The organism is Massilia sp. NP310 (assembly GCF_019443485.1).
GTDB classification, from domain to species: domain Bacteria; phylum Pseudomonadota; class Gammaproteobacteria; order Burkholderiales; family Burkholderiaceae_D; genus Telluria; species Telluria timonae.
Map to the genome: position 1 here is coordinate 3,596,033 of NZ_CP080379.1, position 14,096 is coordinate 3,610,128.

Consider the following 14,096-nt stretch of genomic DNA (forward strand, 5'->3'; position numbering starts at 1 on the left):
GTGACGAACGAACTCATCGATCTTGCCCAGAAAGTCAGCGACGCCCTCGGCCCCAAAAACCTGATGCTGGCCGCCGCCGAATCCTGCACCGGCGGCGGCATCGCCTACACGCTCACCGCCATCCCCGGCTCGGGCGACTGGTTCGACTGCGGCTTCGTGACCTATTCGAACACCGCCAAGAACGAGATGCTGGACGTGCCCGACGCCGTGATCGCCCAGTTCGGCGCGGTCAGCGAAGAAGTGGCCGCCGCCATGGCCGCGGGCGCCGTGGCCAACAGCAATGCCGACATCGGCGTCTCGACCACCGGCATCGCCGGGCCGACCGGCGCCGTGCCCGGCAAGCCGATCGGCACCGTGTGCTTCGGCTGGGCGCGCGGCGACCATGTCCACACCGAACGCCTGGTGTTCCCGGGCGACCGCGAGGCGGTGCGCGAGCAGGCCATCGCCCATGCGCTGCGCGGCATCCTGCGCCTGGTGGAATAAGGCGGGCGATGGCGCCAGCATCCGGCCCGGTCGCGGGCGCCATCCTGCTGACGCTGGCCTTGTTGCCGTGCGTCGCCCAGGCGGATGCATCCACGGCGCATACAGTCTACGCGGCCGGCGACATCGCGCGCTGCAAGCATCCCGATCCGCGCTGGTCGGGCGCCGCCGCCACCGCGACCCTGGTCGAATGGGCGCTGCGCGCCGACCCCAGGGCCGTGGTGCTCACCCTGGGCGACCACACTTATCCGAATGGCACGGCGCGCGAATTCGCCGACTGCTATGGCCCGACCTGGGGGCGCTTTCGCGAGCGCACCTGGCCGACGCCGGGCAACCACGAGTACAACACCAGGGACGCCCTGCCCTACTTCGACTACTTCGGCGAACGCGCGCGCGGGGTCGACGGCAATGGCTATTACAGCCTGAGGTTGGGTTCGTGGCTGCTCGTTTCGCTCAACAGCAACCTGGAGGGCGAGCGGCACGCGGCCCAGCTGGCGTGGCTGCGCGCCGAGCTGGACCGCAGCACGGCCTCTTGTACTCTGGCGTTCTGGCACCATCCTGCCTTCAGTTCCGGCGGCCACCGCGGCCCCGGGCGCATGCACGATGCCTGGGACATCCTGCACCGGGCCGGGGCCGAGCTGGTGCTGTCCGGCCACGACCACGACTACGAGCGCTTCGCGCCGCAGGATGCCCGGGGGCGGCCGGACCGCGCGCGCGGCCTGCGCCAGTTCGTGGTCGGCACCGGCGGCGCCTACGCCACGCCTTTCCTCCGTATCCGGGATAATAGCGAGGTGCGCGAAGCCAGCTTCGACGGCGTGCTGCGTCTGCGGCTGCTGGAGAATGGCTATGAGTGGCAATTCCTGGCCGCCGACCCGGAGCGGGTGCCGGCCGGGGCGACGCTCGACCGCGGCCTAGGTGCTTGTCATTGAATTACGGAGAGTATTTGAACATTCCCACCCTGATGGTCCCGCTGATGCTGGCCGCAGCTTCGGCCACCACCGCGGCGTCCGGCCAGGCCCAGGAGCCGCCTCTGGCGCCGGCATCGGCGCCGGTCCCGTCGATCGCCTTCGAAAAAACCGTGCTGCCCAACGGCCTGCAGCTGATCCTGGTCGAGGACAAGCGCCTGCCGATCGTGGCCGTCAACCTGTGGTACCACGTGGGCCCGGCCAACGAGGCGCCCGGCCTGACCGGCTTCGCCCACCTGTTCGAGCACATGATGTTCGCCGCCACCCGCCACATCCCGCGCGGCGAGGCCGACCGCCTGCTCGAAGGCGCCGGCGCAACCGACAGCAATGGCGGCACCGGCTTCGACAGCACCAGCTACTACGACACGGTGCCGAGCAACCAGCTGGAACTGGCGCTGTGGGTGCATGCCGACCGCATGGGCTACCTGCTGGACGTGCTCGACCAGCAGGCCTTGAGCAACCAGCAGGACGTGGTGCGCAACGAGCGCCGCCAGACCGTCGAGGGCGAGCCGTATGGCCTGGTCGAGGAAGCGCTGCTGCAGACGCTGTTCCCCAAGGGCCATCCATACGCGGCCTCGATCATCGGCTCGCATGCCGACATCCAGGGCGCGCGGCTGGAAGACGTGCGCGCATTCTTCACCAATTACTATGGCCCCAACAACGCCAGCCTGGTGATCGCCGGCGACATCGACAAGGGCAGGACGCGCGAACTGGTGCAGCGCTATTTCGGCAGCCTGCGGCGCGGGCCGGACGTCGTGCGTCCCACGGTGGTCACGCCTTCGATCACGGCCGAGCGCCGCGTCGTGGTGCGCGACCGGGTCGAGCTGCCGCGCGTGTTCATGGGCTGGCTGACGCCAGCCGCCTACCAGCCGGGCGACGCCGAGCTGGCGGTGGCCGCCACCATCCTCGGCGGCGGCAAATCGAGCCGCCTGTACAAATCGCTGGTGTACGAACGCCAGATCGCGCAAGACGTGTCGAGCACCCAGACCTCGCTGGCCTTGAGCTCGACCTTCGTGGTCGACGTCACCGCGCGCGCCGGCCACACGCCGCAGGAACTGGAAGCGGCGATCGACGCCGAGCTGGAACGGCTGCGCAAGGACGGCCCGACCGAACGGGAAGTCGAACGCGCCCGCAACAGCCTGGAGACGGCCCTGCTGGCGTCGCTCGAAAAGCTCGGCGGCGACGGCCTGGCCGAGCAGCTCAACCACTACAACCTGTACACGGGCGACCCGGGCTACCTGGCCAGGGACCTGGCGCGCCTGCGCAGCATCGACGCGGCGGCCGTGCAGCGCGCGGTGCAGACCTGGCTCAAGCCGGAGGCGCGCGCCGTGGTGACCGGCGTGCCCGGCAAGCCGAAGGTCGACGATCCGCGCGCGTCCAAGCCGGTCAAGACCGCGCCGCAGCCCGCCCAAGCTGCGCTCAACGAGGCCGAACCGTGGCGTGCGACGCCGCCCGTGGCCGGCCCGACGCCAAAGGTGACGCTGCCGCGCGGAGAGAGCTTCAAGCTCAAGAACGGTTTGACTGTGATCCACCACCACAATCCGGCGCTGCCGCTGGTCTCGAGCCAGCTGGTGGTGAAAAGCGGCGGCGCGGCCAATCCGGTCAAGCTGCCCGGCCTGGCCGGCTTCACGGCCCAGATGCTGGAAGAAGGCACGGCCACGCGCAGCGCCCTGGACATCGCCGACGAGATCGCGCAACTGGGCGCCTTCATGGACACAGGCAGCAGCGACGACGTCTCGACCGTCTCTCTGCTGGCCCTGCGCGCGACCTTCGCGCGCGCGCTGGAGATCGTCGCCGACATCGTCCAGCATCCGTCGTTCCCGGCGGCCGAGATCGAGCGCCAGCGGCAGGATCGCCTGGGCTCCCTGACGCAGCAACGGGACGATCCAGAGACGGTGGCGGCGCTGGCGGCGGCGGGCGCCCTGTTCGGCAGCGGCCATCCGAAGGCCCATGGCCAGCTGGGGCTCGAACACGCGATCCGCGCCACCACGCGCGAAGACATCGCCGGTTTCTGGAAGCGCCACTACGTGCCGTCCAATGCGGCGCTGGTGGTCACCGGCGACATCACGCGCGCCGAACTGGAAGCGCTGGCCGAGGCGCAGTTCGGCGCCTGGCCGGCCGCCGCCGCGCCCGAGGTGAAGCCGGCCGAGACCCGTCCCACGCCGGCGCGCCTGGTGCTGGTCGACCAGCCGGACGCAGGTCAAACGGCGCTGCAGGTGGCGTGCATGGGCCCCGCGCGCGACACGCCCGACTTCCCGGCCCTGCAGGTGATGAACGGCGCGCTGGGCGGCATGTTCTCGAGCCGGCTCAACAACAACCTGCGCGAAACCAAAGGCTATACCTACGGCATCTACTCGCACTTCGACTACGACCGCACCCCGGCGCCGTTCTCGGTCGAGGCCAGCGTGCAGCAGAACGCCACCGGAGAGTCGGTGCGCGAGATCCTGCGCGAGATCGCGGCCATGCGCGAACAACCCTTGTCCCAGGCCGAACTCGACGCGGCGCGCAACGCCCAGTTGCTGTCGCTGCCGGGCCAGTTCGAGACCAATGCCGACATCGGCGCCAGCCTGACCGAGTTGTTCGTGTATGGCCTGGCGCCGGATTACTACGACAGTCTGGCGCGGCAGCTGGCGCAGGTCGGCGTGGACGACGTGCGCAGAGTCGCGCGGGAGTATCTCGATCCGGAGCGGATGATCGTGGTGGCGGTCGGCGAGCGGCGCAAGATCCTGCCGCAGCTGCAGAAGCTCGGGCTGGGGCAGCTCGAAGAGCGCGACGACGACGGCCAACCGATCGACAAGAAACGACACTGAACAAGACCGCGCTTGCCCGGCGCGGTTGTTTTCGCCTAACATATGAACATCTATTCACATGTTAGAGCCAAACTTGACGACCGCACACCCGCCTGCCCAACCGATCGCCCCACCGCCCGAGGAAGCGATCGGCCAGCTGGCCGACCTGTTCCACCTGCTGGGCGACCCGACCCGGCTGCGCATCGTGCTGGCTTGCCTGGCCCAGCCGACTGCGGTGGGCGATATCGCGGCCGGCCTGATGCTGTCCAGCTCGCTGGTCAGCCACCACCTGCGCCTGCTGCGCGCGGCCCGCATCGTCAAGGCCGAGCGCCAGGGCAAGCAGGTCTTTTATTCGGCTGCCGACGCCCACATCAGCAGCCTGCTCTCCACCATGTTCGAACACATCGCCGAACCCGCCAACGGAATGGACGCATGAACCACGCACACGACCACCAGCACGGACACGATCATCACGACCACGATCACGGCCATTCCCATGGCTTCGGACACCACCACCACCACATGCCCTCGCCCGATGGCCACGGCCGCGCCTTCGCACTGGCGATCGGCCTGAACCTGGCCTTCGTCATCGTCGAGTTCACCTACGGCTTCATCGCCCACTCCACCGCGCTGATGGCCGACGCCGGCCACAACCTGTCCGACGTGCTGGGCCTGATGCTGGCCTGGGGCGCCGCCCTGCTGGCCAAGAGCGCGCCCAAGGGCCGCTACACCTATGGCCTGCGCGGCTCGTCGATCCTGGCGGCGCTGGGCAACGGCCTGCTGCTGATGGTGGCCTGCGGCGCCATCGCCTGGGAGGCGGTGCAGCGCATCGCCGAGCCGGCGCCGGTGGCCGGCGCCACGGTCTCGATCGTGGCCGCCATTGGCGTCGTCATCAACGGCTTCTCGGCCTGGTTGTTTTTAGCCGGCAGCAAGGGCGACCTGAACATCCGCGGCGCCTACCTGCACATGGCGGCCGACGCCGCGCTGTCGCTGGGCGTGGTCATCTCGGGCCTGGCGATCATGTATTCGGGCTGGACCTGGATCGATCCGATCGTGAGCCTGGGGATCGTGGTGGTGATCGTGATCGGCACCTGGTCGCTGCTGCGCGAGTCGGTGCAGCTGTCGATGGCGGCCGTGCCGCCGAACGTCGACGCGGGCAAGGTGCAGGCCTTCCTGGCCGGCCAGCCCGGCGTGACCGAAGTCCATGACCTGCATATCTGGGCCATGAGCACGACCGAGACCGCGCTCACCGCCCACCTGGTGATCCCGGGCGGCTACCCGGGCGACGCGACGCTCGACGCCATCGAACACACGTTGCGCGAAAAGTATGCGATCCACCACTCCACGCTGCAGGTGGAACAGGGGACGATCCATCACCACTGCACCTTGCAGGGCCACGCGCACTGACGAGGTTCAGCCTGCCAGGTTGGCGTACAGTGCCGTGCTGAGGTAACGCTCGCCGAACGAGGGGATGATGACGACGATCAGCTTGCCTGCGTTCTCCGGCCGGCGCGCTACCTGGATCGCGGCCCACAGCGCCGCGCCCGACGAGATGCCGACCAGCAGCCCCTCCTCGCGCGCCGCGGCGCGCGCCGTCTCGAAGGCATCCTCGTTCTTCACGCAAATGACTTCGTCGTAGGACGCGGTATTCAGGACCTGCGGCACGAAGCCGGCCCCGATGCCCTGGATCGGGTGCGGGCCCTTGCTTCCCTTCGACAGCATCGGCGACGCCTCGGGTTCCACGGCGATCGCCTGGAAGCCTGGGCGGCGCGGGCGGATAGACTCGCTGACGCCGGTGATGGTGCCGCCGGTGCCGACGCCCGCCACCAGGATGTCGATCTTGCCGTCGGTGTCGCGCCAGATTTCCTCGGCCGTGGTACGGCGGTGCACCTCGGGGTTGGCGGGATTGTTGAATTGCTGCGGCATGAAGGCGCGCGGATCGTTCGCGACGATCTCTTCGGCGCGCCGGATGGCGCCCAGCATGCCTTCGCTGCCGGGCGTGAGCACCAGCTCGGCGCCGTAGGCGCGCAACAGCATGCGCCGCTCGTTGCTCATGGTCTCGGGCATCACCAGCTTGCAGCGGTAGCCGCGCGCCGCGCACACCATCGCCAGCGCGATGCCGGTATTGCCGCTGGTGGGCTCGACGACCGTGGTGTCGGGGGTGATGAGGCCGGCCGCCTCGGCGGCCTCGATCATGGCCAGGCCGATGCGGTCCTTGACGCTGTGCGCCGGATTGTGGAATTCGAGCTTGCCGACCAGGTCGGCTGTGCTCCCCACCGCCAGCTTGCGGATGCGCACCAGCGGGGTATTGCCAATCAGTTCAGTGACATCGTTCGCGATTCTCATGCCGCCTCCCGTTGTCGAACAAATTTTGACGTTATCGGACGTCCAGCAGTTCCACGTCGAAGATCAGGTCGGAATCGGGCGGGATCACGCCGCCGCCCGCGCCGCGCTTGCCGTAGGCCAGCGCGCTCGGGATGATCAGGGTGCGCTTGCCGCCGACCTTCATGCCGGCCACGCCCTGCTCCCAGCCCTTGATGACGCGGCCCGCGCCGAGCTGGAACTCGAGCGGCTCGCGGCCTGGCTCGAGCGAGGAGTCGAATTTGCGGCCGCGCTGCTGCCGGGCCAGCGGCTTGTGGAACCAGCCGGAGTAGTTGACCACGACATTGCTGCCCAGCGTCGCTTCCTTGCCGGTGCCGACCACGCGGTCGACGATCTCGACCTGGGGCGCCGGGGCCTCGGCCACCGGCGCCGGAACCTGGTTGTCAGGCGGCGCGACCGGCGGCGTGCTCGACTGCTGCACGTCCGGCGGCGGCTGGGTGGTCGGCTTGCTGGCGTCCTGCGCGCCTTCCTGCGCCTGGACGCTCGCGGCGGCCAGCAGCAGTGCAATGAATGCGGATCGACGAATCATGAGTGCTCTTCCAAGAATAGGCAACCGGACGGTTGCAACAATCTTATGATAACAAGGCCGCTTCGGCTTGCACAGTTTGCCCTGCCGGGACAGCACTGGCCTCCAGGGCCGCCTCTGCATTGGCTGCCTCAGCCAGGCGGCGCAGCACCTGTCCGGCCGTCACCATGCCGAAGGTGGCGGTGACCACCATGCTCGAACCGAAGCCGGCGCAGTTCAGGCCCGTGATGCTGTTCGGATCGACATCGCAGGCATCGCCAGCGTCGGGATAGCGCAGCGGTTCCATCGAGAACACGGCATCGATATGGTATTTCTGCTTCTCGCCGCGCGAAAAGCCGTATTGCGCGCGCAGGATCTTGCGCACTTTCTTGAGCAGCGGTTCTTGCTCGGTGCGGGCCAGGTCGCGGATCTCGACCTTGGTCGGGTCGATCTGGCCGCCCGCGCCGCCCACCACCACCAGCGGCATCTTGTTGGCGCTGCACCAGGCGATCAGGGCCGCCTTCGGTTTCACGCTGTCAATGGCGTCGACGACATAATCGACATTCTTATCGGCGATCATTGCCGGGATATTCTCGACGTCGATAAAATCCTCGACCAGCGTGACCTGGCAGAATGGATTGATCTGGGCGATGCGCTGCTTGAGCGCCTCGATCTTGGCCATGCCGACGGTCGACGACAGCGCCTGGATCTGGCGGTTGATGTTCGACTCGGCCACATTGTCGAGATCGATCAGGGTCAGGCGGCCGACCGCGCTGCGCGCCAGCGCCTCGACCACCCACGAGCCGACGCCGCCGACGCCGATCACGCAGACGTGCGCCGCGCGGAAACGTTCCAGCGCACGCTCACCGTACAGGCGTGCGATGCCGCCGAAGCGGCGCGCAAAGTCGACTTCTTCGTCCAACGTTGCCGAAAAGAGCTGAGTGTTGATCTGGTTCATTCCAATATTGTAGCGGACAGCACTTTCGCATCTGCACTAAAATACCTCTTAGATAATCAAATATTTTGCGTGTCGCCAACACGTTACGAGAACGCCATGAGCTCCCTCCTGCACGACGCCGCCCCCGATTTCACCCAGCCGATCGCCGTGCTCAAGCACTGCCATGGACGCATCCGCAAACAGCTCGCGACGCTGGAAAAGCTGCTGGCGCACCTGCCCCAGCACGGCGCCGACGAGCAGGCGCGCCAGGCGGCGAGCGCGGTGCTGCGCTACTTCGACAAGGCGGCCCACCTGCACCACGACGACGAGGAGCAAGACCTGATTCCGATGCTGCGCGCCACTGCGCAGGGAGAGGACGCCGCCATTCTGCAGGCGATGGCGCCGACCATCCTGCAGGACCACAAGGATATGGATGCGCTTTGGCAAGACCTGCATGAGCAGCTGACCGCCATTGCCGAAGGCACGGGCACGGTACTGTCGGAAAGCCAAGTGCGGCGCTTCGTGGCCAGCTATACCTCCCATATGGAGCGCGAAGAGGGCAACATCGCGCCGATGGCGCTGCGCCTGTTCTCGCCGGAGCAGATGGCGCGCCTGGGCCAGGCCATGCAGCTGCGGCGCGGCATCGCGGTGCCGACTACTCCGCTGTCACCGGCCCTGGGCCAGGCCGTGGCCGACCTGCGCAAGGACTATGGCCAGGCCAGCCTCGACGAAGCCGACGTGCTCGATGACCCGATCGACCAGTTCACGGCCTGGTTCGAGCAGGCCCTGAAGGCCGAGGTGAATGAACCGAATGCGATGTCGCTGTCCACCGTGGCCGCCAATGGCCGCCCGAGCTCGCGCATCGTGCTGGTCAAGCAATTCGATGCGCGCGGCTTCTCGTGGTACACGAATTACGACAGCAAGAAGGGCGCGGATTTGCGCGACAACAGCTACGCCGCATTGCTGTTCTTCTGGAGCGAACTCGAACGTCAGGTACGCATCGAAGGACGTGTGGAGCGCACGGCGCCTGACGAAAGCGACCGCTATTTCCGCAGCCGTCCGCTCAAGAGCCGGCTGTCGGCGATCGCCTCGAAGCAGAGCGCGCCGATCGCCAGCCGTGCGCAACTCGAACAGAACTATGACGTCGTGGCGCAGGGGGCCGGCGAGGATCCGGCGCGTCCCGACAACTGGGGCGGCTACCGCCTGATCCCCGACCGTATCGAATTCTGGCAAGGCCGGCGTTCGCGCTTCCATGACCGCATCGTCTACGAGCGGCGGGAAGACGGCGGCTGGACGCGCCAGCGTTTGCAACCGTAGTTTGCAACCGTAACCGGCCAGGAGCCGCGGCCGGCTACGCCTTTGATAAAAAGGGGTGGACCGTGTTCGATCAGATCAAGCTGTCGGCCTGGCAAGCAGGCCTGCGCGGCAAATTGCCGCAACTGTCACTGCCGCTGCGCGTGGAGCTGTGGAACGGTGAACGCATCGACCTGTCGCCCGATCCGCCACGGGTCACCATCCGCATCCCCGGCCCCGCCGCGCTGCGCTACCTGCGCTCCCCTTCCCTGTACAGCCTGGGCCGCGCCTACGTCGAAGGCGCGATCGAGGTGATGGGGCGTGCGGCCGACATCATCGCCATCGGCAATGCGCTGGCGGCGTCCGGCGCGGCCGACACGAGGCGCGGCCGCCTGGCCGATGCGCTGGGCTTCCGGAAAAACCACACGCGCGAATCCGACCGCGACGCGATCCGCTACCACTACGACGTCTCCAACGAGTTCTACGCCGCCTGGCTCGATCCCGGCATGGTGTATTCCTGCGCCTACTTCGAGGGCGGCGACGAAGACCTGGCCACCGCGCAGATCAAGAAGATCGACCACATCCTGCGCAAGATTGACCTGCGCCCCGGCCAGACCCTGCTCGATATCGGCTGCGGCTGGGGCGCGCTGACGCTGCGCGCGGCCGACAAATTCGGCGCGCGCTGCGTGGGCATCACGCTGTCCGAGAACCAGGCCGCGCTCGCGCGCGAACGGGTCATCAAGGCCGGGCTGCAGGACCGTGTCGAGATCCGGCTGCAGGACTACCGCGACGTCGACGGCAATTTCGAGCGCATCACCAGCGTGGGCATGTTCGAGCACGTCGGCGTGCAGCACCTGAAGGACTATTTCGCCCAGGTGGCGCGCCTGCTGGCGCCGGGCGGCGTGGCGATGAACCACGGGATCACCACCACCGACGTCGACAATGGCGCGACGCCCTACGGCGGCGGCCAGTTCATCGACGAATACGTGTTCCCGCAGGGAGAATTGGCGCACCTGGCGACCGTGGTGCGGGCGATGCAGGAAGGCGGCCTGGAAGTGCGCGACGTGGAAAACCTGCGCCGCCACTACGCCCATACCTGCGCGCTCTGGACCGACAATTTCGAGAGCAACGCCGCCCACATCCGCACCCTCACCGATCCGAAGCGCTTCCGCATCTGGCACGTGTACCTGGCCGGCTGCGCCTACGCCTTCGCCCACGACCGGATCAGCCTGTACCAGATCGTGTGCGGCAAGGCAGGAAGCGACGTGGCGCAGCTGCCGTGGTCGAGGAGGTATATGTATGCCTGAATGTCTGCCTGAATCTCTGCCTGAGCTTCAGGCCTTCAGGCGATCCGTGAAGGTCTTGCGGAACTTGGCCACCTTCGGCGCCACCACGAAGGCGCAATAGCCCTGCAGCGGGTGCTGGGCGAAATAGTTCTGGTGATAGTCCTCGGCCTTGTACCAGGTTTCCTGGGGCTTGACCTCGGTGACGATCGGCGCATCCCACACCAGGCCCATCTCGCCGATCACCTTGTGCGCGATCTCGGCCTGTTCCGGCGAGGTGGTAAAGATCACCGAGCGGTACTGCGTGCCGACGTCATTGCCCTGGCGGTTCAGGGTGGTCGGGTCGTGGATGGTGAAAAAGATCTCGAGGATGTCGCGGTAGCTGATCACGGCAGGATCGAATTCGAGACGCACCACCTCGGCGTGGCCGGTGGCGCCGCCGCACACCGCCTCATAGGTCGGATGGTCGACCTGGCCGCCCATATAGCCGGATTCGACGCGGGTGACGCCGCGCGCCTCGAGGTAAACCGCTTCGACGCACCAGAAGCATCCTCCGCCGAGGATGGCGACTTCGGCTGCTTTTTGCTCACTCATAGTTCACCTTGGCATTTGTCAGATTAGATATCCTTTAATGTAGCGCAAAGTGCCCCATCCTGCATCGAACTGCCTGCATACGCGGCAAGGACTCCCCCGACGATGGCATAATGAGCGCCAACGTTCAGGAATCGCATGAATACACTTTCCGCCCGCGCCACGACGCGCGGCTTCGATACAACACATTTCCGCCACGCCCTGTCGCAATTCGCGACCGGCGTGACCGTCATTACCACGCGCCTGGCCGACGGCAGCTTCCGCGGCCTGACCGCCAGCTCCTTCAATTCGGTCTCGCTCGACCCGCCGCTGGTCTTGTGGAGCCTGGGCGCTGGCGCCAACAGCCTGCCCATTTTCAGCGGCAACTCGCACTACGTGATCAACGTGCTGTCGGCCGGCCAGCAAGAACTGGCGCTGCGCTTCTCGCGCCGCACCGAGAATCCATTCGAGGGCGTCGAGTACGAACTGTCGCGCACCGGCCTGCCGATCCTGAAAGGCGTGTCGGCGTGGTTCGAATGCCACAACCGCAGCCGCTATCCCGAAGGCGACCACGTCATCTTCGTCGGCGAGGTCGAGGAGTGCCAGGTCCATCCGCAATCGGCCCTGATCTTCCACGGCGGCAAGTTCGGCAGCACGGCGCCGCGCTGACCTTGTCAGCTTGCCGTCAGCACGGCAGGATGCATCGATAAAAAATGAAAATGCCTGTCGCAGTTTCAAAAGATGCGGGTGCGGCACGTTTCTATAATGTCCAGGCGCGCCGCGCGTGCTACCGACCAAACTAGAACTTAGAGACAGGATTTTGCGATGACCCGTACCGACTCGTCCAAGAAAGCTTCTTTCCACTGGGATGACCCGCTGCTGCTGAACAGCCAGCTGACTGACGACGAGCGCATGGTGCGCGACGCGGCGGCGGCCTATTGCCAGGACAAGCTGCAGCCGCGCATTCTCGAGGCGTTCCGCCACGAGACCATGGACGTCTCGATCTTCCGCGAAATGGGCGAGCTGGGCCTGCTGGGCCCGACCATTCCCGAGCAGTACGGCGGCCCCGGCCTCAACTACGTCGCCTATGGCCTGATCGCGCGCGAAGTCGAGCGCGTCGATTCCGGCTACCGCTCGATGATGAGCGTGCAATCCTCGCTGGTGATGGTGCCGATCCACGAATTCGGCAATGAGGAAACGCGCCAGAAATACCTGCCGAAGCTGGCCACCGGCGAATGGATCGGCTGCTTCGGCCTGACCGAACCCAACCACGGCTCGGACCCGGCCTCGATGGTCACCCGCGCACGCAAGGTGGACGGCGGTTACAGCCTCACCGGCAGCAAGATGTGGATCACCAATTCGCCGGTCGCCGACGTGTTCGTGGTGTGGGCCAAGGACGACGAAGGCGCGATCCGCGGCTTCGTGCTCGAGAAAGGCTGGAAAGGCTTGAGCGCGCCGGCGATCCACGGCAAGTTCGGCCTGCGCGCCTCGGTCACCGGCGAAATCGTCATGGACAATGTGTTCTGCCCGGAAGAAAACGCCTTCCCGGACGTGCGCGGCCTGAAGGGCCCGTTCACCTGCCTGAACTCGGCGCGCTACGGCATCGCCTGGGGCGCGCTGGGCGCGGCCGAAGACTGCTGGCACACCGCGCGCCGGTACACGATGGACCGCACCCAGTTCGGCAAACCCCTGGCGGCGAACCAGCTGGTGCAGAAGAAGCTGGCCGACATGCAGACCGAGATCACCCTCGGCCTGCAAGGGTGCCTGCGCCTGGGCCGCATGAAGGACGAAGGCACGGCGGCGGTCGAGATCACCTCGATCATGAAGCGCAACTCGTGCGGCAAGGCGCTGGACATCGCCCGCGTCGCGCGCGACATGCTGGGCGGTAACGGCATCTCGGACGAGTTCGGCATCATCCGCCACATGGTCAACCTCGAGGTGGTCAACACCTATGAAGGCACGCACGACATCCACGCCCTGATCCTGGGCCGCGCCCAGACCGGCATCGCGGCGTTCTGATCAACGTTGGGCGACGCGCCGTGCGGCCTGGGCCTGCGGCGTATCGCCAAGCGGCGCCAGCGCGGCGCCCCGCGCCAGGGCGCGCACCAGGGCCGCTTCGCCGAAACGCAATCCCCGCCCGCGCAGCTGCGGCAGCGAGCGCACCGGCTCGGGCGTGATCTCCACCGCGGCGCGCACCAGCAGGCGCTGCAATGGACGCAGGGGCGCCGGCACGATGGGGGCCGCGCCCATGATCCGCATGAAATCCGCGAGGATGCCTGATCCTTCCAGCCCTGGCGCGGCCTGCGCCAGCATCGTCTCCCATTCCAGCCATGAACGCGGTGCGCCGGTCGCGCCATACAGGCGCGCTGCCGGCTCCGATTCGGCGAAGGCGGCGTCCTTCTCGACAGCGGACAACGATCGGACGTAGCGGTGATAGGCCTCGGTGAACCCGAACGAGGCGGTCGCCTGCACCCAGTCGAGCAGGCGCGGATCGTTGGCGTGGTAGGCGCGGCCGTCGGGCGTGCGGCCCTCGACCCGCCCGTGCATGCGCACCACGCGCGCGATCATCTTCTCGGCCTCTGAGCGGGGGCCATACACCGTCATCATCGCCGCGAAGCCGGTACGGCGCAGGCGCGTGCCCGGATCGCGCTGGAAGCTGCTGTGGTCCCATACGCCCGAGCGCACCGACGGTTCGGCCAGTTCGAGCAGCACCGCCGTCACCCCGCCCACGAACAGGGCGACCGGGTTGGCGAAGACCTGCCACGCAATGCCGTCATGCGGCGCCAGCGCCGGCTCGCCCGCGGGCTGGCTGAAATCGCAGGCCATGCCCGCAGGCGGTTTCATCAAGTCCCGTACCACATTCAACATCGCTGCCTCTCCTCTGATGCCCAG

14 protein-coding genes are annotated in these 14,096 nt (G+C 67.1%); 9 read left to right on the forward strand and 5 right to left on the reverse strand.

Annotated elements, in window-relative coordinates; all coding sequences use genetic code 11:
• From KY496_RS15785 to KY496_RS15805, 5 genes are read left to right on the forward strand one after another with little or no spacing between them, the layout of a single operon-like run.
• On the forward strand, positions 1-483 hold the full coding sequence (locus tag KY496_RS15785) for a CinA family protein (protein WP_184236687.1): 483 nt from the start codon (positions 1-3) through the stop codon (positions 481-483).
• 8 nt (positions 484-491) lie between these two features.
• The gene (locus tag KY496_RS15790) at positions 492-1,409 is read left to right on the forward strand and encodes a metallophosphoesterase (RefSeq protein ID WP_219861466.1); all 918 of its coding nucleotides are present in this window, start codon (positions 492-494) and stop codon (positions 1,407-1,409) included.
• Positions 1,410-1,423: 14 nt separating this feature from the next.
• Positions 1,424-4,255: a pitrilysin family protein gene (locus KY496_RS15795; RefSeq protein WP_219861468.1), complete on the forward strand. Its 2,832-nt coding sequence runs from the start codon at positions 1,424-1,426 to the stop codon at positions 4,253-4,255.
• A 58-nt stretch (positions 4,256-4,313) separates the two neighbouring features.
• A complete protein-coding gene (locus KY496_RS15800) occupies positions 4,314-4,670 on the forward strand; it encodes a helix-turn-helix transcriptional regulator (RefSeq protein ID WP_005665031.1) in 357 nt (118 codons plus the stop codon).
• Positions 4,667-5,641 carry a cation diffusion facilitator family transporter gene (locus tag KY496_RS15805; protein WP_005665030.1) on the forward strand — a complete coding sequence of 325 codons (975 nt, stop codon included), beginning with the start codon at positions 4,667-4,669 and terminating at the stop codon, positions 5,639-5,641. The genes KY496_RS15800 and KY496_RS15805 overlap by 4 nt, the downstream gene beginning before the upstream one ends.
• A gap of 6 nt (positions 5,642-5,647) precedes the next feature.
• Here the strand turns inward: KY496_RS15805 and cysK are convergent, their stop codons facing one another.
• From cysK to tcdA, 3 genes are read right to left on the reverse strand one after another with little or no spacing between them, the layout of a single operon-like run.
• On the reverse strand, positions 5,648-6,580 hold the full coding sequence (gene cysK, locus KY496_RS15810; protein ID WP_184236676.1) for a cysteine synthase A: 933 nt from the start codon (positions 6,578-6,580) through the stop codon (positions 5,648-5,650).
• 31 nt (positions 6,581-6,611) lie between these two features.
• On the reverse strand, positions 6,612-7,145 hold the full coding sequence (locus KY496_RS15815) for an FKBP-type peptidyl-prolyl cis-trans isomerase (protein ID WP_005665028.1): 534 nt from the start codon (positions 7,143-7,145) through the stop codon (positions 6,612-6,614).
• 43 nt (positions 7,146-7,188) lie between these two features.
• The gene (gene tcdA / locus KY496_RS15820) at positions 7,189-8,079 is read right to left on the reverse strand and encodes a tRNA cyclic N6-threonylcarbamoyladenosine(37) synthase TcdA (protein WP_219861469.1); all 891 of its coding nucleotides are present in this window, start codon (positions 8,077-8,079) and stop codon (positions 7,189-7,191) included.
• A gap of 96 nt (positions 8,080-8,175) precedes the next feature.
• On the opposite strand from tcdA, the gene pdxH reads away from it, so the two are divergent.
• Entirely contained in the window at positions 8,176-9,375 is a 1,200-nt protein-coding gene (pdxH, locus tag KY496_RS15825) for a pyridoxamine 5'-phosphate oxidase (RefSeq protein WP_219861470.1), read from the forward strand.
• A 62-nt stretch (positions 9,376-9,437) separates the two neighbouring features.
• Positions 9,438-10,658 carry a cyclopropane-fatty-acyl-phospholipid synthase family protein gene (locus KY496_RS15830; protein ID WP_219861472.1) on the forward strand — a complete coding sequence of 407 codons (1,221 nt, stop codon included), beginning with the start codon at positions 9,438-9,440 and terminating at the stop codon, positions 10,656-10,658.
• Between the two features lie 27 nt (positions 10,659-10,685).
• Here KY496_RS15830 and msrA read toward each other — a convergent pair whose 3' ends face one another.
• On the reverse strand, positions 10,686-11,228 hold the full coding sequence (msrA, locus tag KY496_RS15835; RefSeq protein WP_005665023.1) for a peptide-methionine (S)-S-oxide reductase MsrA: 543 nt from the start codon (positions 11,226-11,228) through the stop codon (positions 10,686-10,688).
• A gap of 135 nt (positions 11,229-11,363) precedes the next feature.
• On the opposite strand from msrA, the gene KY496_RS15840 reads away from it, so the two are divergent.
• A complete protein-coding gene (locus KY496_RS15840; protein ID WP_005665021.1) occupies positions 11,364-11,873 on the forward strand; it encodes a flavin reductase family protein in 510 nt (169 codons plus the stop codon).
• A 156-nt stretch (positions 11,874-12,029) separates the two neighbouring features.
• Positions 12,030-13,223: an acyl-CoA dehydrogenase gene (locus KY496_RS15845; protein WP_219861474.1), complete on the forward strand. Its 1,194-nt coding sequence runs from the start codon at positions 12,030-12,032 to the stop codon at positions 13,221-13,223.
• Here the strand turns inward: KY496_RS15845 and KY496_RS15850 are convergent, their stop codons facing one another.
• Entirely contained in the window at positions 13,224-14,048 is an 825-nt protein-coding gene (locus KY496_RS15850) for an oxygenase MpaB family protein (RefSeq protein WP_229520288.1), read from the reverse strand.
• Positions 14,049-14,096: the final 48 nt, after the last annotated feature.

Excerpts from the sequence above, each read along its gene's own strand:
- msrA (WP_005665023.1), bottom strand. The coding sequence starts at position 11,228 with ATGAGTGAGCAAAAAGCAGCCGAAGTCGCCATCCTCGGCGGAGGATGC.
- tcdA (WP_219861469.1), bottom strand. The coding sequence starts at position 8,079 with ATGAACCAGATCAACACTCAGCTCTTTTCGGCAACGTTGGACGAAGAA.
- KY496_RS15815 (WP_005665028.1), bottom strand. The coding sequence starts at position 7,145 with ATGATTCGTCGATCCGCATTCATTGCACTGCTGCTGGCCGCCGCGAGC.
- KY496_RS15840 (WP_005665021.1), top strand. The coding sequence starts at position 11,364 with ATGAATACACTTTCCGCCCGCGCCACGACGCGCGGCTTCGATACAACA.
- KY496_RS15790 (WP_219861466.1), top strand. The coding sequence starts at position 492 with ATGGCGCCAGCATCCGGCCCGGTCGCGGGCGCCATCCTGCTGACGCTG.
- cysK (WP_184236676.1), bottom strand. The coding sequence starts at position 6,580 with ATGAGAATCGCGAACGATGTCACTGAACTGATTGGCAATACCCCGCTG.
- KY496_RS15845 (WP_219861474.1), top strand. The coding sequence starts at position 12,030 with ATGACCCGTACCGACTCGTCCAAGAAAGCTTCTTTCCACTGGGATGAC.
- KY496_RS15800 (WP_005665031.1), top strand. The coding sequence starts at position 4,314 with ATGTTAGAGCCAAACTTGACGACCGCACACCCGCCTGCCCAACCGATC.
- KY496_RS15850 (WP_229520288.1), bottom strand. The coding sequence starts at position 14,048 with ATGAAACCGCCTGCGGGCATGGCCTGCGATTTCAGCCAGCCCGCGGGC.
- pdxH (WP_219861470.1), top strand. The coding sequence starts at position 8,176 with ATGAGCTCCCTCCTGCACGACGCCGCCCCCGATTTCACCCAGCCGATC.
- KY496_RS15805 (WP_005665030.1), top strand. The coding sequence starts at position 4,667 with ATGAACCACGCACACGACCACCAGCACGGACACGATCATCACGACCAC.